At 61.5% G+C, this 17427-nt stretch carries 21 protein-coding genes and 3 pseudogenes; 13 read left to right on the top strand and 11 right to left on the bottom strand.

The window, feature by feature from the left end:
- Nucleotides 1-123: 123 nt before the first annotated feature.
- Both OM960_RS24075 and OM960_RS24080 read right to left on the bottom strand, forming a co-directional pair.
- Nucleotides 124-816, bottom strand: coding sequence for a hypothetical protein (locus OM960_RS24075; RefSeq protein ID WP_264773756.1), 693 nt, complete (start codon nucleotides 814-816; stop codon nucleotides 124-126).
- Between the two features lie 18 nt (nucleotides 817-834).
- Nucleotides 835-1095: a hypothetical protein gene (locus tag OM960_RS24080; protein WP_264773757.1), complete on the bottom strand. Its 261-nt coding sequence runs from the start codon at nucleotides 1093-1095 to the stop codon at nucleotides 835-837.
- A gap of 595 nt (nucleotides 1096-1690) precedes the next feature.
- Between OM960_RS24080 and OM960_RS24085 the strand changes: the two genes are divergently transcribed.
- The 3 genes from OM960_RS24085 to OM960_RS24095 all read left to right on the top strand — a co-directional run bounded on the left by OM960_RS24085 (nucleotide 1691) and on the right by OM960_RS24095 (nucleotide 5050).
- Nucleotides 1691-3076, top strand: a complete 1386-nt coding sequence (locus OM960_RS24085; protein ID WP_264773758.1) for an MmgE/PrpD family protein — start codon at nucleotides 1691-1693, stop codon at nucleotides 3074-3076.
- Between the two features lie 73 nt (nucleotides 3077-3149).
- Nucleotides 3150-3899: an alpha/beta fold hydrolase gene (locus OM960_RS24090; protein ID WP_264773759.1), complete on the top strand. Its 750-nt coding sequence runs from the start codon at nucleotides 3150-3152 to the stop codon at nucleotides 3897-3899.
- A gap of 347 nt (nucleotides 3900-4246) precedes the next feature.
- A complete protein-coding gene (locus OM960_RS24095; RefSeq protein WP_264773760.1) occupies nucleotides 4247-5050 on the top strand; it encodes an alpha/beta hydrolase in 804 nt (267 codons plus the stop codon).
- A 28-nt stretch (nucleotides 5051-5078) separates the two neighbouring features.
- Here OM960_RS24095 and OM960_RS24100 read toward each other — a convergent pair whose 3' ends face one another.
- From OM960_RS24100 to OM960_RS24110, 3 genes are all read right to left on the bottom strand, one after another.
- Nucleotides 5079-5804, bottom strand: coding sequence for a UPF0149 family protein (locus OM960_RS24100; protein ID WP_264773761.1), 726 nt, complete (start codon nucleotides 5802-5804; stop codon nucleotides 5079-5081).
- 234 nt (nucleotides 5805-6038) lie between these two features.
- Nucleotides 6039-6506, bottom strand: a complete 468-nt coding sequence (locus OM960_RS24105) for a 3'-5' exonuclease family protein (protein ID WP_264773762.1) — start codon at nucleotides 6504-6506, stop codon at nucleotides 6039-6041.
- Complete coding sequence (locus OM960_RS24110) at nucleotides 6484-7254, bottom strand: BRCT domain-containing protein (protein ID WP_264773763.1); 771 nt, start codon at nucleotides 7252-7254, stop codon at nucleotides 6484-6486. Before OM960_RS24110 ends, OM960_RS24105 begins: the two co-directional genes overlap by 23 nt.
- Nucleotides 7255-7294: 40 nt before the next feature.
- Between OM960_RS24110 and OM960_RS24115 the strand changes: the two are divergent.
- Nucleotides 7295-7525 (top strand): annotated as a pseudogene (locus tag OM960_RS24115) (integrase core domain-containing protein); the annotation flags it as partial.
- 37 nt (nucleotides 7526-7562) lie between these two features.
- On the opposite strand, the pseudogene OM960_RS24120 reads toward OM960_RS24115, so the two are convergent.
- Nucleotides 7563-7865: pseudogene (locus tag OM960_RS24120) on the bottom strand (Arm DNA-binding domain-containing protein); the annotation flags it as partial.
- Nucleotides 7866-8127: 262 nt separating this feature from the next.
- Here OM960_RS24120 and OM960_RS24125 point away from each other — a divergent pair.
- On the top strand, nucleotides 8128-8571 hold the full coding sequence (locus OM960_RS24125; protein WP_264773764.1) for a hypothetical protein: 444 nt from the start codon (nucleotides 8128-8130) through the stop codon (nucleotides 8569-8571).
- A gap of 201 nt (nucleotides 8572-8772) precedes the next feature.
- Here the strand turns inward: OM960_RS24125 and OM960_RS24130 are convergent, their stop codons facing one another.
- Complete coding sequence (locus OM960_RS24130) at nucleotides 8773-9009, bottom strand: hypothetical protein (protein WP_264773765.1); 237 nt, start codon at nucleotides 9007-9009, stop codon at nucleotides 8773-8775.
- A gap of 160 nt (nucleotides 9010-9169) precedes the next feature.
- Between OM960_RS24130 and OM960_RS24135 the strand changes: the two genes are divergently transcribed.
- The 4 genes from OM960_RS24135 to tnpC all read left to right on the top strand — a co-directional run bounded on the left by OM960_RS24135 (nucleotide 9170) and on the right by tnpC (nucleotide 12524).
- On the top strand, nucleotides 9170-9898 hold the full coding sequence (locus tag OM960_RS24135; protein ID WP_432759537.1) for a Crp/Fnr family transcriptional regulator: 729 nt from the start codon (nucleotides 9170-9172) through the stop codon (nucleotides 9896-9898).
- Nucleotides 9899-10097: 199 nt separating this feature from the next.
- On the top strand, nucleotides 10098-10472 hold the full coding sequence (tnpA, locus tag OM960_RS24140; RefSeq protein WP_264773767.1) for an IS66-like element accessory protein TnpA: 375 nt from the start codon (nucleotides 10098-10100) through the stop codon (nucleotides 10470-10472).
- Complete coding sequence (gene tnpB / locus OM960_RS24145; protein WP_264773768.1) at nucleotides 10469-10816, top strand: IS66 family insertion sequence element accessory protein TnpB; 348 nt, start codon at nucleotides 10469-10471, stop codon at nucleotides 10814-10816. Before tnpA ends, tnpB begins: the two co-directional genes overlap by 4 nt.
- A 61-nt stretch (nucleotides 10817-10877) precedes the next feature.
- Nucleotides 10878-12524, top strand: a complete 1647-nt coding sequence (tnpC, locus tag OM960_RS24150) for an IS66 family transposase (RefSeq protein ID WP_264773769.1) — start codon at nucleotides 10878-10880, stop codon at nucleotides 12522-12524.
- Here tnpC and OM960_RS24155 read toward each other — a convergent pair.
- From OM960_RS24155 to OM960_RS24165, 3 genes are all read right to left on the bottom strand, one after another.
- On the bottom strand, nucleotides 12505-12738 hold the full coding sequence (locus tag OM960_RS24155) for a DUF6429 family protein (protein ID WP_264773770.1): 234 nt from the start codon (nucleotides 12736-12738) through the stop codon (nucleotides 12505-12507). The two genes, tnpC and OM960_RS24155, sit on opposite strands and share 20 nt — an antisense overlap.
- Nucleotides 12739-13446: 708 nt before the next feature.
- On the bottom strand, nucleotides 13447-13635 hold the full coding sequence (locus OM960_RS24160; RefSeq protein WP_264773771.1) for a hypothetical protein: 189 nt from the start codon (nucleotides 13633-13635) through the stop codon (nucleotides 13447-13449).
- Between the two features lie 405 nt (nucleotides 13636-14040).
- Nucleotides 14041-14457, bottom strand: a complete 417-nt coding sequence (locus OM960_RS24165) for a hypothetical protein (protein WP_264773772.1) — start codon at nucleotides 14455-14457, stop codon at nucleotides 14041-14043.
- A gap of 353 nt (nucleotides 14458-14810) precedes the next feature.
- Here OM960_RS24165 and OM960_RS24170 point away from each other — a divergent pair, with 353 nt between their 5' ends.
- From OM960_RS24170 to OM960_RS24185, 4 genes are all read left to right on the top strand, one after another.
- Nucleotides 14811-15125 carry a hypothetical protein gene (locus tag OM960_RS24170; protein WP_264773773.1) on the top strand — a complete coding sequence of 105 codons (315 nt, stop codon included), beginning with the start codon at nucleotides 14811-14813 and terminating at the stop codon, nucleotides 15123-15125.
- Nucleotides 15122-15475: a hypothetical protein gene (locus OM960_RS24175; RefSeq protein WP_263340704.1), complete on the top strand. Its 354-nt coding sequence runs from the start codon at nucleotides 15122-15124 to the stop codon at nucleotides 15473-15475. The genes OM960_RS24170 and OM960_RS24175 overlap by 4 nt, the downstream gene beginning before the upstream one ends.
- 315 nt (nucleotides 15476-15790) lie before the next feature.
- Complete coding sequence (locus OM960_RS24180; RefSeq protein ID WP_264773774.1) at nucleotides 15791-16357, top strand: hypothetical protein; 567 nt, start codon at nucleotides 15791-15793, stop codon at nucleotides 16355-16357.
- Between the two features lie 47 nt (nucleotides 16358-16404).
- Nucleotides 16405-16665, top strand: coding sequence for a hypothetical protein (locus OM960_RS24185; protein WP_264773775.1), 261 nt, complete (start codon nucleotides 16405-16407; stop codon nucleotides 16663-16665).
- A gap of 509 nt (nucleotides 16666-17174) precedes the next feature.
- Here OM960_RS24185 and OM960_RS24190 read toward each other — a convergent pair.
- Nucleotides 17175-17427, bottom strand: a pseudogene (locus OM960_RS24190) (hypothetical protein); the annotation flags it as partial.

The raw sequence follows: 17427 nt of genomic DNA on the forward strand, positions 1-17427 counted from the left end.
ATGTGAAGAGCGCGTCTGCCGGGGCGCGACGCGTTCCCCACACTCAACGACATGCACGCTCAACTGGCCGAGTTTTGCTCCGCCACGTGGACGGTTTTTACGCCGCCGTTGACAATGGCGGCTTTAACAACTTATCACCGCCTGTATTCGCTCGTCCTCCCATCTGGCGATCTGCTTCGTTAGATCATCAGGTAATGGGCCGTCGGGATCTGGCAGGGACGAAAGGAAGCTCCACCGGCGCTCCAGCCCGCTAAGCGATACCTCGTCTATGCCGCCGCGTTTAGCGAAGGCGTTGCACATCTTCCCCAGTTCCGGGGATAGAGGCTTACCCTCCTGCCACCGCTTCGCGACCCAGAGCACGACATCGATCAACTCAAGGCCCGCGCTCTCGTCACCCGGTCGAAAGACCGGCGGGGCCTCCGGCATGTTTGTCATGTCCATCTCCGGCATTCCGGGGCCCATGGGATGCTTCCGGCCTCGAAGGCGCCGATAGATGTCGGCCAGCTCGCCTTGCGCCCGATTGAACTGGGTCTGCCGGTCCACGACGATCTGGCGGACTTGCCGAGACTGCTTCTGAGCCTGAGTGGCCACCGATTGGAGCACTTGCTGAAAGCCCACGAGGTTCGGGGAGATCTGACGCGCGCTATCTTTGTTCCCGGCACCGTAACTGATCTCGAACGGGTTCGCAGCGGCCCAGGTCAGCGCACCAGAGATCAGTTCGCGGGAGCGAGCATCCGTTAGGCGACAGATACGGCCCTGAAGCGTCGCGCACAGCCTTTGCAGAGCTTCCGCAGCTCGTGCGGGGTTGGTCTCCACTCGTGCCGCCCAAGCGGCTTATGCGGTCTCTTCGTCGAACAGGTGGGCGACCTTGACGACGACGGCGTACCGCAATGGTGTCCAGTAGTGGTCCCATCGAACCGCTTCGTTGAGCCCGGCGTCAAAGACTTGGTCGAAGAAGGTGATGATGGCGTGGTCGGGCTTCACCACCTTGTAGAGCGAGAACCGCACGTCGCGCTTCAGCGCGAAGCGACCAAGGCTCAACGCGACCTCTGAGAGCCGACCGACGCCCAGCTCATTTGCATGAAGGCGCTCCACTCCGAGCTTCGCACGAGCTAGTCGAAGCAGTGGCTCGGCAGAGACATCAAGATTCGTCTTCGACGAGATTAGCCGTAGTAGAGGACGGGCTGAGCCGGATCGAAGAGCTGGTTTCCGGTGTTCCCGCTCTCGTCGACATAACAATACATCTGCACCCGCTCTAAAGCCTCACGGGCTGCCTATAAAGCAGATCTTCGACCGAGTATCATGCACGGCAGGAAAGTCCGCGCTGCAAACTTTGGCCTGTTAGCCAATGCTGCAGGATGCCGCGAAAGACTGGTTCGGGGAAGCTGCACCGCCGCGACAGCCCGCCTCGTGAATGGCAGCTCAGGGCCGTCCGCGCAGGCCAGCGTCTGTTCGGAACGTCCCCCCGCCCGCCGCGGAGCGGAGATCGGCCGGTGTGAGCCCAGATCGAACCGCCCCCGAAACGTCGCTCATGTCGGAACACGTGCTTGACATGGGCATTTGACGATGTGCGCCACGGATGGGGCGTCTCGACAAGCACGCGTGTTGGTGACAGTCTCGTTGGGCCAAGACCGCCCAAGGTGGCATAACCTTAGACCCGTCACGTTCAAGCGTACCGCGAGGAGACGCTATGCCATTCGACGCTGCACGACGTCGCGCCTTTGCCGACTTCGCGCTTCGCACTCGATATGACGATATCCCGTTGCGCACGCGTGAGCGCGTGAAGGATTATTGCCTCGACCTGATCGGGGTGAGCGCGGCGGCGGCACAGATCGAGGCCGCGAGAATCGGGCGGGAAATGGCGGTCAGGCAGATGAGCGCGGGCGCCGATGACGCACGCGCACGCATCTTGTTCGATGGACGTTGCGCGAGTCTTGTCGGCGCCGCCTATGCCGGTGCGACGCAGATCGACAGCCTTGATGCACATGATGGGTATAGTGCCGCTAAAGGCCATGCCGGGTGCGGTCTTCTGCCAAGTCTCCTGGCCTTTGCAGAAAGAAAGGGCGAATTGACCGGGGAAGACTTCCTGACATCTCTGGTCGTCGGATACGAAATCGCATGCCGCGCCGGCCTAGCGTTGCACGGCACGGTGTCCGATTACCATACGTCCGGCGCTTGGGTGTCACTCGCCGTCGCCGCGCTCGGCGTTCGATTGCTCAATCCGCACCCCGATATCCTGCGCCATGCGATTGGAATCGCGGAGTATCATGGCCCGCGTAGCCAGATGATGCGCGAGATCGGCAATCCCACGATGCTGCATGATGGTTCGGGATGGGGTGCCATGGTCGGCGTCTCGGCGGCGGAACTGGCTCTAATGGGTTACTCCGGCGCGCCAGCCGTGACAGTGGAAGGCGACGACGCATCCGACTACTGGGAAGATCTCGGCCACACGTGGTTGACGGATAGGCAAAACATCAAGCTCTATCCGATATGCCGATGGGCGCATGCGCCGGTCAAGGCCGCGCTAGATCTGCGCGCGGCGCACCATCTCCAAGCCTCCGACATTGCGTCGATCCACGTTGAGAGCTTCCACGAAGCCACGCGCCTCGCGCGCGGGATTCCGGAGACCACCGCCGTGGCGCAGTACAGTCTGGACTATCCGGTTGCCGCCGCTCTGGTCTGCGGCGCACTCGGCGCCCATGAGGTCTCGGGGAAGACCTTCCATGACCCAGAGATCGCACGGCTTGTATCAGTGACCACGGTGGCCGAATGTCCGCACTGCAACGCCAACTTCCCAGCCGATCGTCTCGGTCGCACGATCCTCACCACATTCGACGGCCGCACATGCGACTCCGGCATCGTCCGCGCGCCGGGCGAACACTCCAACCCAATTTTACGAGACGGTATTGTCGAGAAGTTCCACACGTTTACTGCACCGGTTCTGTCGGCTGAGCGAAGGGCCTCGATTGAGCATGCCGTGTTCTCGCTGGGCAATCGGCCGGACGCCCTGTCAGCATTGCAACAAGCGCTCTACGGACCGATCGTATATTCAGGCGTGGCCCATCATTCGCACTAGACGCACGACTCGACGAGCCCCAGTATCTCCCTGACTGCAGTCTGTTGACGCAGACTTGATGCGGGAAGACATGATGTTGAGCTGGAATCGCCGAGGCGAGGGGCCAGATGTCCTGCTGGTCCATGGATTTCTGAGCAGCGGGCTGATCTTCGGCCCGTTGACCGATCATCTGTCGGACGACTTTTCGGTCACGACCATTGACCTTCCCGGCTTCGGCGAAAGCCATGACATAGCTGTGCCGCCGACCGTCGAAGAGCAAAGTGAGCTTGTGCTGGAAACCGTAAAATCCATCGGCTTGAAGAAGTTTTCAATTCTTGGCCATTCGCTTGGGGCGATGATCGCTCTTGAGATCAGCCTCCGGCATCGAAATCTGTTGGAAAAGATGGTTCTCTACGGAGGCTGTCCCGACGGTTTCCTGCCGGACCGCTTTGAATCGACCGAAAGCAGCGTCAGGAAGCTCGAAGAAAAGGGTATGGAGGCGTTTGCGGCTGGCATCGCCGCAGAATGGTTCCAACGCGACAAAGATGACCCGATGTTCAGTTTCGCGCTCAAGGCCGGCGCGCGTTCGAACACGGACGGCGCGTTCGTGCACCTCAGATCCTGGGATCCCTGGAAGGCCAGAGACCGGTTGGGGGATGTCACGACATCAACTCTCGTGGTTTGCGGTGATGGCGATCGCTCCACGCACCCCGACCTGTCCATCGAGATGTGGAGAAAGATTCCCAAGGCCCAGCTCTTCATTGCACCGAACGCAGGTCACGCCTTTCACCTCGAGATGCCAGAGACGTTCAACTTGATCGTCGAGCGGTTCCTGAAGGAGTAAAACGCTCGGCCGGCGTTTCAACGATCGCATTGGCGGCCATGCGTGGCACATGACGGACTAGGTCGCCGGCGGCTTTTCCCGCTCTGCGACCGGTCGACCGGCGGAAATGCTGTGAATGAGTGCCAACGGCGGCTTTGGGGAAGCTGCATTGCAGCGCGATATACACCGACGAATGTCGCTTAAGAGCCGTCCTTGCCCGTTGGCGGTCCCCCGACGACGTCAGCCGGTCATCCGTGGCGCTTTCGCCTGTGGCGTGAATCTGGCAGCTTTTCTGAGTAGTTTCCAAGAGGTGACATGATCCTGTGGTGGACAGGCGGAGATCCTTGAGCGCGGTCGTTGGGACCGCGATGCTGATCGATGCGTGCTATGGCGCGCTGCTTCTTGCCGCGTTCGTCTTTCAATCGCGGCTTGTGTATTTTCCCAACGTGCCGTCCCGTGCGCTCGGCCCCGACCCGGACAGTATCGGGCTGGCCTTTCGGCGGCTCGACATCCTGACCGAAGACAGGGTCAGCCTCGTCGCGTGGCATGTGCCGGCATCTGATCCCCGCGGCACGGTCCTGTTCTTTCATGGCAATGCCGGTAACATCTCGCACCGGCTCGAGTCCTTGCGGCATTTCAACGAACTCGGCCTCGCGACCCTGATCTTCGACTATCGCGGCTACGGGCAAAGCGCGGGCGAGATCTCAGAAGCCGGGATCTACCGCGACGCCGACGCGGTCTGGCGCCATCTGACCGAGGAGATGGGAACTCCCCCGGACCGGATCGTCCTGTTCGGCCGGTCGCTGGGCGCGGCCGTCGCGGCGTATGTGGCGGGCCGGCAAAAGCCCGGCGCGTTGATCCTCGAAAGCGGTTTCGTTTCGCTTCCCGACCTGGGCGCCGGGATATACCCCTGGCTTCCGGTGCGGTGGCTGGCGCGCATCCGTTTCCCGGCTGCCGAATTCCTACAGTCCGCGACCTGCCCCGTGCTGGTCATTCACAGCCGCGATGACGAGATTATCCCCTTCGAGCAGGGCGTGAGGCTCCATGCTGCCGCTCGCCCGCCCAAGGAGTTTCTAGAAATCCGAGGAGGGCACAACGACGGCTTTCTCGTCAGCGAAGGGCGCTATCTAGAGGGCCTCGACACATTCGTCGCCGCCGCGCTCGGCGAGTGAACGTCCGTTACCTATGCGACCAAGCTTGTCAGTTTTTCCCGCAGCACTGCTTGTATTTTCGACCTGAACCGCATGGGCAGCGTTCGTTTCGGCCCGGGTGCTTGTGCGGAATGGACGCGCGGGACCGGTTTTCGGCCTTCATGACGAGGGCAGGGCGCGAGGCCAGCAGGATCGCAGCGATGCAATTCCGGATCATATCCGGGGCTTCGAGGTCGATCTCGTCGATCTCTTCCTCGGTGAACGCGCTGGTTCCCTCGTAAACGTCCTGCAGGGCGAGCAGGAAGATCAGCGACGATCGCGTCTCTTCATCGGCCCGCTCAAGCACTTTTTCCCAAGCCTCGGGGCGCAGCCGCATCGCGCGGGTGAACCCGTCGACCCAAGGCTCCCACAGTGTCTCATCGCTGTTCGGATCCACCTCGTAGATCGGTTCGATCCAGGGGGTCCTTGTCATCTCCGCGGCGACAGCATTGTAATGCGCCATCACCGCCGAGATCGTTGCATCGGCGGTCGTCAGGTCGGGAAAACCGGCATGACCGGTTTCCCCCCAGACATGGGGAAGCCATTCCGAAGGCGGGATGAGGTCGGGACAGGAAAGGATGCCGGTCACATAGCCGTCGAGCTCGCTCAAGCTCATCGGAAGATTTTCCTGCGGCAAGGCCGACAAGAGCTCGTCGAGGCGATCGAGGTCCTGATCCGAACTGCTCATGGCGCGTCTCCTAGATGCCGGTGCCGTGGGTACCCGCCCGAATGCCAATTCGCAATCCAGCCGCGGCTCAAGAAATCTGGTGGTTCACGACGAGCATGGCGACGATTGGCTGAGACCCGGTCATTCTGGTCGGCTCGCTGCCATGGCTCCGTTCCGGCGATGGCCCGGCAAAGCTGATGTCCGTCGGCCGAGGGACGCTGCGCCCACCATGACCGGATTTGCAGAGGCTGCACTGCGGCGCCCCAAATCACAATGAAGGTCAGGAAAGGGCCGGCCAGGCCGTCATAGTGGCTGCTTGCCAAGTAGCGTTTCGAATACCAGTTGTGTGCGTCGCTCGGCATGCAAGACCACCATTGCGGCGGCGCGGGCGTCTTCGCCAGCGTCGTGGTGATCGAAGTCCAGATCCGGACGCTGCTTCAGATGCGCAAGGCCATGGCCGCCGTTGTCCAAGAACTCGGGCCACGCGCGACGGGCGATCCGGACGCTGTCTCCCCATCTCCAGCGCGGCGACTCGCGGCCAAACGCAGCATAGGCGCCATGAATGGCGCGCCGGTCAAATCCGCTGTGCTGGATGAGGCGATGCCGATCTGGCAGATGCTCGCGGCATCGCTGCAGGCGGTCTCCACGTCCAGGGCGATGAACCGGAACGATCCGATCGGGACGCCTGAGGGGTACGCCACATCTTCGGTTCGCCTTGCCCCGGCGCGTGTCGGAGATCGGGTTGTCATCAAAGGCATTCGTGTCGTGCAATGGCCTTGGCCAAGGCCGTTTCGGAAACGAAGCGGAGCTGGTAGCCCTCGGCGATCAGCCCCTTCGCCCGTTCGATCTTGGTGCCGAAATGCGACGTGCGCCAGTTCTTCGACGCGGTCTGCGAGATGACGACGTAGCGAGTCTTCCGGCTGGTCGAGGACGCGACTGTGCCGCAACGCTCGATCTCCGAGATGATGAAGCTGCGCGCGCCCATCTGCATCGGGCCGGTCAGGACAAAACAGCTGCCGGCGAGGTCGACCTCGGCCGGGTCGATGATCGGCGTATCGAACTGCGCCACATTGCCAATATTCGGCAGGCCGGTATCGGCGAAGCCGTCGCCCACGAGAAGCGCGATCCATTCACGGATTTCCTCTGACTCGATCTCGGTCAGTATCTTGTCCGCCAGGGCCGCCTCAAGCGCGCGCCAGAGGTCGCGGTAGACCACCGAACGGGACAAGACCATGCTCGCGTGGAAGCGGGCGAGCATCGCCTCTGCCTCGGCCTTCAGGATGAGCCCGTCGCAGATGATGCCCGCACAGAAGCCAAGGAACTCGTTGACTTCGTCGAGCTCGGAGTAAGGTGCCGCCCGGACAAGTTCGTCGCGCTTCTCGGCGACCACATCCTGGAGTGCCCGCATCAGGTCGTTCTGCCCCGAGAAACACCGCGCCCGGATATCCTGTGCCAGATCCGATGCGTCGGGGTCCTCAAAGAACTCCACGAACTTGTCGGCCTCGGCGAGGATGGCCACTTCCTCGCCGGTCTCGATCCGCTGCGATGACAGCGCGCCCTACATCGAACCAGGGTCACCCTGGGAGAACGGATACTGCGAGAGCTTCAATGCCAGGTTCCGGGACGAGCTGCTCAACGGCGAGGTCTTTTACAGCCTCCGAGAGGCCAAGATCCTCATCGAGCAATGGAGGAAACACTACAACACGAAACGCCCCCACAGTGCTCTGGGCTACCGCCCGCCGGCCCCTGAATCCGTCATCCCGATGGACCAGAGGCCAGTCATGCACTAACAATCAAATCGGACCACTCAGGTGGGGCTGATCACGTGACACGCGGCGCCCCGCGCCACTCATCCCGCGCCGCCAGGGGATCCTGCCCCTCGTCGATGGCCCGGCGCAGCTCCTTGGCGCGTTCGCGCGCGGCCGTCACGCTCCACTCTGGCCAGCGCCCGATGGTCATCCGCCGCTGCCGTCCCGCGTGCCGGTAGTCGATGGTGAAGGTCCGCGCGTCCGAGGCCTGCACCCGCGCGGCGAAGCCGATCACCTCCGTGTCGAAGATCTGATAGCTGACGTCGGGCTTCGGTTCCGCCTCGCGTAGTGTTTTCTCGTTGAGTTTCAGTCGTTTGACCATGCATCCCGCCTCCTTGCTCCAGGACACAGGCATAGACCCGTGCCACTATCAAGTCGGACCACGGCGCAGGGACCGGAATACAGGCGGAAGGTGGAATTGGGGCAGGGAGGGGCGCTCCGGACAGAAAGATCAAATGGTTGGGCCGGAACGCCCGGCGCACGGCGCCTTAGCAGGTAGAAATGAGGGCGCCGCGCCGATGCCGATTTGATCGCGACCGGCTCATGGGCTAGCACTGGTGGCGATCCCAAGAACTGTCTTCGCCATGCCAAATGCCAAACCCCCTCGAAACCTTACACCGGTGCTCTGCCGGCGGCTGCAACAGGAGATGCTGAAGGCTTGCCAGGACGTCGCCGGCCGCCACGGTCTGGTGGTCGAGGCGAAGGAAATCACCGGCATGGAGTTGTGCTGGGGTTTCGATGCTGCCGTCCGTGTGTCGATTCCGTTGCCTGACGGCACCCTGCTCGACCCGGAAAGACTGCGCTTCGAGGCGCTGGCCGAAGCATTCGGTTTGTCGCCGACCGATTTCGGCCGCCAGTTCAGCACAGGGCGCGATTTGTTCAGGATCACGGGCATCGCCCCCCGCCGCCCCAAATACCCCGTCTCGGCCGAACGTATCCCGGATGGACAGGGGTTCAAGTTTACTGTCGACCAAGTGGCGCTGCTGTTGCAGAAGGGGATGAAGGACGTGACACCGAAGGGACAGTGACGGCCCTGTCGGCCCGATCCGGCTGTTCATCGCAGGCGTATACGCCGCAGTGCCGCTTGCCCAGAAGAGACGTTGGTCGAATGCGCAGCGATTGATGCAATGAAGTGCGTCTTTGCGAGGCTTTGTGTTCGTCGCTCTGGATGAAGAGGGCACGCCGAGGCAATAGGCTTCGTACAAACATGTTCTTTTGATTTGTATATTTCACGACTGACGAAGCACACTATTGCCGGTAGCGATCCGGTGGATGAGGCCAGCGACAACTCGGTGCGTCTCCATTTCTATGGCCGTGCCGACCGCGTTTTCGTGGGTTGCGGCAGCGTCTCTGAGAACTCCGGCAATCTCGCGTTCGGGGAGCAGCTTGTGATCGCTAATCGCAAGAAGGAGCGCCTCGCAGATCGAGAGGGCCGCGATTCCGGAATAGTCCGTCTGGAAGGGCATTTCGAGAATCTCCTTGATGCTGCGAAGGGATCATGGCGCCGTGCTGGTCTGATCTACGTTCCCAATCTTTCAGAAAATGCTGTAAGTTGGGCTGATCGAAAGCAGTCCGTGCGCCGATTTCCCACTAATTCATTGCCCGCCCTGGGAGGCGCCGTTGAGCATTATCCAAGACAGTCCTCTCACTCGGAAGCTTTCCGCCTTTGTAGCCCTCTCGGACGCAGAGCTTGCGGTGTTGGACCGTTTGCACCAAAGGCGCAGGTCTTTTGTCGCGGGGCGCGATCTGGTGCATCAGGGGCAGTCCGATCAGGCGGCCTATATCCTCTCGGAAGGCTGGGTCTGCTCTTACAAGATCCAGCCGGATGGATCGCGGCAGATTGTCGATTTCCAGATCCCCGGCGATTTTCTGGGCCTGCGCAGCGTCCTTCTGCACACATCCGATCACAGCATCGAACCGGTCGTTGATATCCAGGCAGCGGAGGTGCTGGCGAGCGACCTTCTGGAGGCCTTCGCGCACACGCCGAGACTGGCGATGGCGGTTCTATGGGCGGTAAGCAGGGACGAAGCGATGGTGGTCGAGCATCTGGTATGCATCGGACGCCGCGACGCGAATGCCCGCATGGCGCATTTCCTGCTGGAACTCGGTGTCCGGCTGGCTCTGGTGGGGATGGGCAGCAAGGCGGGATATGACTGCCCACTGACACAATATCACCTCGCCGATGCGCTGGGTCTGAGTGCTGTCCACGTCAATCGTGTCCTGCGACAGCTTCGGGAAGCCGGGCTGGTCACATTCCGGGACGGTCACGTGACCTTCGATGACTATGAACGTCTGGTGGCACTGGCGGATTTCGATCCGGCCTATCTGGATCAAACTGGCCCGCTTCTCAAGTGACAATGGCCGCCCTTTTGATAGAGGGGCGGCCATGGCAGATCTAGTTAAAGACCTTCAAATTTTCACAAGGCGCAGTCTTCGCGGCTAAGCGATCAGTTGGTAACCGGCCGCTTTGGACCGCCTTCCGAGTGTGGTCTTCAGATCTTAGGCTACGTCGTTATTGACGTCGTTACCGACGTCGTATCGGCTTGGAGATTGAATGCGGCAGGGTGAAGTGCTGGGTGTGGAACGCCGCCGGCGATGGTCTGATGAGGAGAAGCTGGCGATCCTCGCGCGGGTTGGCATAGCCGGCCGGACAGTTTCGGATGTGGCGCGGGAGGAAGACCTGACGCGACAGCACATCTACCAGTGGCGGCGGGAGCTGCGCCGCAAGGGAATGTGGCCGCGATCCGAGGGGGCTGTGTTTCTGCCGGTCGACCTTTCTCCAGTGCCGGAACCTGAGGTGCGAGCGGCAGCGGGGCCGTCGGTGTCCACGCTGGAGATCGTGCTGCGCAACGGGCGCCGACTTTTGTGCAATGGCCCCGTTGAGGATTGCCATCTGGCGCGACTGATCCGGTTGGTGGAGACGGCATGATCGGCCCTGGCACCGGTGTGCGGGTCTACCTGGCCTGCGGCACAACTGACATGAGGAAGGGGATTGCGGGCCTCGCAGCGCTCGCCCAAGACGTTCTGCGACAGAAGCCGACCGGTGGCGCTGTCTTCGCCTTTCGCGGACGCAAGAGTGACAGGGTGAAGCTTTTGTATTGGGACGGTCAGGGATTTTGTCTCTATTACAAGGTCCTGTCCCGTGGACGTTTTCCCTGGCCCTCGGCCAGTGACGGGGTGGCCCGGCCAACCTCGGCGCAACTGGCCATGCTCTGGGAAGGAATCGACTGGCGACGACCAGACTGGGGCGCGCCGCCGGCCCGGGTTGGTTGATTATCCATCTGTTTTTGCTTTATTTTATTGGCCATTCTTGCCTGTCGTGATAGACATCCGCATGTCCTCCTCCACCGCCCAATTGCCCGACGATCCGGCCGCCTTGAAGGCGATGATCGCGGCTTTACAGGCGGAGAACGCGAAGGTGGAAGAGACGGTTGCAAGGCTGAAGGTCAGCCTGCGGGCCCATGAAGCGCTGGTGCAGGCGCTGCGGCTGCGGATCACCCGGCTGAAGAAGCAGCGGTTCGGCCAGAGCTCGGAGAAGATCGCGCGCGAGATCGAGCAGTTGGAACTGGCGCTCGAGAACCTCGAGGTGAGCCAGGCCAGCAGTGAGGCCGAGATGCCGCCCGAAGAGGATGACGCGGTCACTGCGTCGGTCGCCGAGGGCAAGACGGTCACCGTCCCGCGCCGCCGCAAGCCGCGGGTGACGGCCGCGACGCCGCGCGAGCGCATCGTGCTCGATCCCGGCGACAGTTGCCCCGACTGCGGCGGCGCCCTGCGCCTGGTCGGCGAAGACGTCAGTGAGATCCTCGATCTGATCGCCGCCAGGCTGAAGGTGGTCGAGACGGCCCGGCTGAAGAAGTCCTGCCGTCGCTGCGAGAAGATCACTCAGCCTGCCGCGCCGTCGCGCCCGATCCCGCGCGCCATGGTGGGGCCGGCGCTGCTGGCGCATATCCTCGTCGCCAAATTCGACGACCATTTGCCGCTCTATCGCCAGCAGGAGATCTTCGCCCGGATGGGCGCCGACATTCCGTCCTCGACCTTGGTCGACTGGTGCGGTCAGGGCATCCGGGTGCTGGCGCCGCTGGTCGAGCGGATCCGCACGGAGGTGATGAAGACCGACCGGCTGCATGCCGACGACACCACCGTCCGCGTCCTCGATCCCTCGAAGCGCAACGAGGGGATCGGCAAGGGCGTGAAGGAGGGGCGGATCTGGATCTACCTCCGAGATGACCGGCCCTGGGGCGGAGCGGCGCCACCCAGCAGCGCCTATTTCTTCTCGGTCGATCGCAAGGGGGAGCATCCCCATAAGCATCTCGCCGGTTTCCGCGGGATCCTCCAGGCCGATGCCTATACCGGTTTCAAATCGCTCTGTGTACCGGACGAGGACGGCCAGCCGCGGATCCGCGAGGCCGCTTGTTGGGCACACCTCAGACGAGACTTCTTCGACGTCCACAAGGGAACCGGCTCCGCCATCGCGCTCGAGGCCCTGAAGCGGATCGGCGAGCTCTACGACATTGAGGCCGAGATCACAGGGCAAAGCGCTGAGGCGCGCCGTGCTGCGCGTCAGTCCCGGAGCAAACCCAAGGTCGAGGCCTTCAGGGCCTGGGCCGAGGAGCAGCTCAAGCGCATTCCCGGAAAGAGCGATCTGGCCAAGGCGTTCCGCTACGGGCTGAACCGCTGGGAGTCGTTCCGCCTGTTCCTCGACGACGGTCGCGTGGCAATCGACAACAACCCGGCCGAGCGGAAGATGAAGCCTATAGCATTGGGCAGAAAGAATTTTCTATTCGCGGGCTCGGATGCCGGCGGCGAGACGCTGGCCGCCGCGATGACCATCATCGAGACCGCAAAGGACAACGGGCTCGATCCGCAGGCCTACCTCGCCGATATCTTCGCCCGGATCAACGACCACAAGATCAATCGGATCGATGAGCTTCTGCCTTGGAACTGGAAGCCCATGGGCACCGTCAAGGCCGAGGCCGCGTGAACATCGCTCGAAAGAGTTCCTCGGCGCACCTCAGCCCCTCATCCGTCAAGACAACCGACTTCGTCTTGTTGACCGGATCGGCAATCAGCCCCTTCTCGTGCAACCGCCCCAAGCACTCCCAGTCAAAGCCTTTCCAAGCCCGCCGCTCATCATGCAGCGTCAACCACATCAGGCCCAGAACGGCGTCGTCGATCCGGTCTCGGTCAATCTCCATGCCGCGAGCCTATCACAGATCATCGCGGCCACTGCGGCCCAATCCGGCCGGTTACATCAGTTGCGCTCGCCGTTGCCTTGAAGGGCATTCAAGCGAAGCGTTACTTCTGAGACGCTGAGGCGCCCACATTCGCTCGCGTGAAGCTCCGCTGAGAGCTCCAATTGCGTACATGCCCGAACATACGGCGCCGATTGGAGCTCGGCGGCTTTTGCTGTGGTAGCATCACCTTCCGCAAAACTTGCGGCCGTGAAGCCGAACACCAGGAGTGCCGATGACGCGGCCAAACGTCCACACTTCCGGGCAAAACTCCGCACGAATTCCAAACCGGAGGAAAGAATCTTTACGAAAAACATAATTGTATCCTTTCTTGGGTTCTCCCAAGTCGCCGAAATTATGGAGAAATGAAACGATTGAGATCGATTGATCTCTAGTCCTTCACGACTGCTAGGAAAACCGTAGCCAAACGGGGATTCGTTAAGCTTCGGGCATTATCGCCAACCTGCTTTGGTGGCGCACTGACACATGTTAGCCTAGGTAGTTTCGGGTCTTCCTTCACAAGCTGTTGCTGGGCCAGGATTGGCTGTACGCGGCGGCATAAGTTCCATGTTCGTTGCGTCCGATTCGTCAAGAGGTTGCTGGCGAGTTGACGCTTAGGGGCCGGCCTCCTATCAAGCAGGGCGACCCGGTCAAAAGCCCAGACGTCGGGTGTCACGCGAGGGCGTGAGTGGCCGCGTCGAGTTCCTTGTTGGTCTCGGCATCGTTCTTTGCCGTATGAGCCTTCTCGTCGGCCTGGCAGTGCTTCAGGACCGCGTCCTTCGTAGGGCCATCGGGCGCCTTGTCCCAGTTGGTCTTGACGTATTTCATCTTGTCGGCGGCCTTGTTGATTTCGGGTGTCATGGGATGTCCTGTCCTGGACGTTCCGAGAATAAGAAGCGTGAGGGCAATACCCACCAATTGTCGTCTGCACGCCCTCACGCTTCTTCCGTACTCGGAAATCTTCAGTACTCGGAAAAAACGTGCCCGCCAAATACTCGCCGGGCACAGGTCAGCTAGCGGGCTTGGCGCGATCTCTGCACTGACGCAGGTTAGCCTGACCGGCACGGGTCTCGGTATTAAGGTCTGACGTCGGGGAAGGTGGGGGAAGGATCACGGCGGCGGCAGCCGTCTGCATATTGTCCAATTCATCGCTCCAGAACCGTTCTGCGTGGTCCCGTCGCGGTGCCGCATACCGTATGGTCGTCCGCCCTCCCGTTGCCTGAAATGCGTCCGGTCCGGTCGCTCGATATCCGACATCCGAACAGCTCATCCCGAATTGGCCAGGACGTAGACCCGCGCCAGAACCAGAAGGAAAAACACAACCAGCAGGGCGCGTGTGAAGGAGCCCGGCGGCCAGTTCGGCATCACGGGAACTGTCAGGCCCGGTATGCGGTTAGGCAGAGGAGCAGGCAACAGGACGGCCAGTTTCGCGGCGACCGCACCGTGTTCGAGGCTGAGCGCGGGGATATCCTTGAACCCCGAAAGTATCGCCCCTAGCCGTCCGCGCGCCGCGTCCGGCCCTGAATCTGCAAGTCTGGCCGCCTCTTCCCAGGGATCGAAGCCAAGCCTGGCGAGTGCGGAGAGCACCGTAACGGCCGACCCGTTCTGGTCTTCGCCAACGAAGGCGTACAGAAACCGGTCAAAGTCGCTTCCGTCCGGGTGAAGAACGTCCAGCCTCGACATACAACGCTCCAATACTTCTTTAGACCCAACCATGACGAGCCTCCGTTGGGACCATAGAGGCGCCAGTCGCCCGAAAGATGCCGACAACTGGTTCTTTGATGTTATCGGCTGCGCTTCCGCCGCGCCCTTACGCAGATCAGCGATGTGGTGGGCCGGCTGGTTTGGACATGGGCGACAGGCCGAGGTTGTATCCGGAAAGCAAGAAAACTGCCCCTAGCTAACACCGATCAGTAAGGGTCGCCCTTTAGTAGACTATAGTCATGACACTCATCAGGCCTTGCTGCGTGTCGGCCTTCAGGAACCTGCGGCGCCTGGTAGTTGAGCGACTTTCATTAAGATAGCGGAGGCTTGGGATGAACATGCGGACGTCCACATATACGGTGACGTTTCCTGACGAATTCGTCTTGCCGGGCTACCCGGACGAACTACCCGCCGGCGAATACGAAGTCGTCATCGAGGAAGAATGCCTTCAGGGCCTCAGCTTTGAGGCATTCCGACGGACCGCAACATACCTGACCATTCACGGCAAGGGTGAGCACGCAGGTCGTACCGAACTGCGTCCGGTCTCGGAGCGGGACATGGAGCTGGCGATCACCCACGGTCGGAACATCCCGAGGGACGTCAACGACAGCGAGGCGGCGCTTTCTCCGCAGGAGGACTTGAAATGAATACTCCCGAATGGCTGAAACCCGGAATCTACGGCGGCGTGATCGGCGCGGTTGTCATCATGGTCGTTGGATTTTCGTGGGGCGGCTGGATGACGAGTGGAACGGCCAACAAGATGGCACGCACACTGGCAGAGGATGAAGTGATCACCGCACTGACTCCAGTCTGCATTGAAATGTCACGCGCAGACCCGGACCGCATTGCGAAACTCGCCACCATCAACAGCGCCGCGAGCTACAAGCAGCGTGACGCGGTGATCGCCGCCGGCTGGGCGACGGTCCCCGGCACCGAAATCGCCAATCGAGATCTGGCGCAGGCCTGCATGGCCGCGCTCAAACTCGAGGCATCGTGACACAGCGGGCCGGGCGGCGTCCGGGGAATCCGACCGATTTACACTGAAGGGTCGCGGTTCTTCGGCGCCACACTCTGTACGGGCGACGCACCATCTTCGCCGCCTTCGCGGGCACAAATGACCTGCCAATCCCTTTGCGCCAATATCCGCACGAAAAGGATCGCACGATGTCTGTCAGAAGCCTCACGGTCACCAGAACTGCTGCGCCCTCGGCATCCGAAACGCCGCCCGTCAGGAAGACGCCTTGCTGCGTTGACGAGCACCCTGCCGGGGTAACGCGCAATATTGGGACACCGTCATACCAGGAGACAGATCATGGAACGAAACATCGAAAAGAGCATAGCTGTTTTTTCCCGTCCATTCAGGCTTTCCGGTTTTGATGAGGTCCTTCCTGCGGGAGAATATGACATCGAAACCGAACTGAACTCGCCGCCCGACCATCTCGATCCGGAAGGCTGGAAGGCTTCGGTCTTGGTGCATCTGAATCCACGGATGTCCCATCCCGGTTTGACGCGGAGCCTGACCGTGTCTCTGGCCGATCTGGAGAGGGCCCGCGCCAAGGACAAGCTTTCCGGTAAAGAGCTGACGCAATTCTTTGTCGAAGAGATGCTGGCCGATCCGATGGTGCGCCTTGTGATGAAAGCCGACGGTGTCTCCGAAAGTCAGCTTCGCAACCTCTATGGTTGTGCGCGCGCACCGGACCCCGACCGCGACAAGCAGAACCGAAATCTCGCTCCCGGAGCTCTGACCGATCGCCCTTCGATCCGCTCATCGATCGAGGCCGCCGAGAACGAAGGAATGCCATCCAAGGCGGATTGCACGTCCCAGCTCGGGTTCCTGCGCCCCGGCGGAATGTCGGTGGCCGCGGGGACAAAACTATGACCGACGATCCGGTGTATCTTGACGCGAGACGCAGTACCGAAAGCAGGATGGCAACCGATATCCGGCGACATTCACTCAAAGATTTCGAGGCAGATCAGCACGCGCTCCGCCAACGGCAGGAAGAACTGGAAGCGCAACTTCTTGCCGAGCCTGCCGCCAACTGGCACGAGGCGGCCGTGAAAGCGCAATATCTGATACGTCGTTATTCCGAGACTTCCGAGGCTCAGGACGCAAGACGCCAGAAACTCATCCAGCGCGCACTCGGTGATCTCGCGCGCCTGATCGAGGCAGAAGCTGAAAACCCATGACCCCATTCACCAAACAGGACACGATTCAGGCGCGGGCACGCAATGATGTGCCGCAAGAGCGTCGTTGCCTTCGCTGCGGCACCGCCTTCTGGAGCGAGGGGTTCGGGCAGCGGATCTGTCCGCGCTGCAAGGGATCAAACGCGTGGCGGAACGCCGCTCCCGCACGCTCTGGTTCGTCTCGCCGCCGCTGACGTATTTCAGGCACCTGAACCGTTTTCCGGCGTGCCGACAAGGTGCATAAATGATGTCTCTCGAAGCGGTCCACACGACATGCCTCTACAACAGACCGTCCTATATCCTGCTCCAACGTCCGGAACGCGAAGGCTGCCGTGCGGCATCCAAAGAACTGCAAAAGCCCGCAAGGGATCATCCACACCTACCGCACCGTCTCCTTTCTGGGGAGGACGAAGCCGCTCGCGTGGCATTGGCGCGTGTGGCTGCACGCGCTCTTGCCGCAGCGCATGCGATCGTCGTCGTGAGCCTGGCGTTGCCCTTGAGAGCGTCCCGCATCACAGGGCCATTTCCGCGACCGGTGCTCCAAGGATCTCCTCGTTGACCTCGACGCCGAGGCCCGGGCCGCAATCGTCGGGCAGGCGCACCTCGCCGTTTGTCACTGGCAGCGGGCTCCTCACCATCGGCAGATCGGCGCTCACGAAGTCGTAAAGGCCGAAGTTGAGATTCCGCGGCAGCGTATGCCCCATATGGGTGACGCAGGCGAGGAGGATTCCGGTGCCGTAGTAGTCCTCGATCCGGACCGGCACG

The sequence above is a fragment of the Defluviimonas salinarum genome (assembly GCF_026013545.1).
GTDB classification, from domain to species: Bacteria; Pseudomonadota; Alphaproteobacteria; order Rhodobacterales; family Rhodobacteraceae; genus Albidovulum; species Albidovulum salinarum.

Bases quoted from the DNA above. Each gene is read 5' to 3' on its own strand.
- OM960_RS24090 (WP_264773759.1), top strand. From the start codon at position 3,150: ATGTTGAGCTGGAATCGCCGAGGCGAGGGGCCAGATGTCCTGCTGGTC.
- tnpB (WP_264773768.1), top strand. From the start codon at position 10,469: ATGATCGGCCCTGGCACCGGTGTGCGGGTCTACCTGGCCTGCGGCACA.
- OM960_RS24180 (WP_264773774.1), top strand. From the start codon at position 15,791: ATGGAACGAAACATCGAAAAGAGCATAGCTGTTTTTTCCCGTCCATTC.
- tnpA (WP_264773767.1), top strand. From the start codon at position 10,098: ATGCGGCAGGGTGAAGTGCTGGGTGTGGAACGCCGCCGGCGATGGTCT.
- OM960_RS24175 (WP_263340704.1), top strand. From the start codon at position 15,122: ATGAATACTCCCGAATGGCTGAAACCCGGAATCTACGGCGGCGTGATC.
- OM960_RS24185 (WP_264773775.1), top strand. From the start codon at position 16,405: ATGGCAACCGATATCCGGCGACATTCACTCAAAGATTTCGAGGCAGAT.
- OM960_RS24165 (WP_264773772.1), bottom strand. From the start codon at position 14,457: ATGTCGAGGCTGGACGTTCTTCACCCGGACGGAAGCGACTTTGACCGG.
- OM960_RS24160 (WP_264773771.1), bottom strand. From the start codon at position 13,635: ATGACACCCGAAATCAACAAGGCCGCCGACAAGATGAAATACGTCAAG.
- tnpC (WP_264773769.1), top strand. From the start codon at position 10,878: ATGTCCTCCTCCACCGCCCAATTGCCCGACGATCCGGCCGCCTTGAAG.
- OM960_RS24130 (WP_264773765.1), bottom strand. From the start codon at position 9,009: ATGCCCTTCCAGACGGACTATTCCGGAATCGCGGCCCTCTCGATCTGC.
- OM960_RS24155 (WP_264773770.1), bottom strand. From the start codon at position 12,738: ATGGAGATTGACCGAGACCGGATCGACGACGCCGTTCTGGGCCTGATG.
- OM960_RS24095 (WP_264773760.1), top strand. From the start codon at position 4,247: ATGCTGATCGATGCGTGCTATGGCGCGCTGCTTCTTGCCGCGTTCGTC.
- OM960_RS24125 (WP_264773764.1), top strand. From the start codon at position 8,128: ATGCCAAATGCCAAACCCCCTCGAAACCTTACACCGGTGCTCTGCCGG.
- OM960_RS24170 (WP_264773773.1), top strand. From the start codon at position 14,811: ATGAACATGCGGACGTCCACATATACGGTGACGTTTCCTGACGAATTC.
- OM960_RS24085 (WP_264773758.1), top strand. From the start codon at position 1,691: ATGCCATTCGACGCTGCACGACGTCGCGCCTTTGCCGACTTCGCGCTT.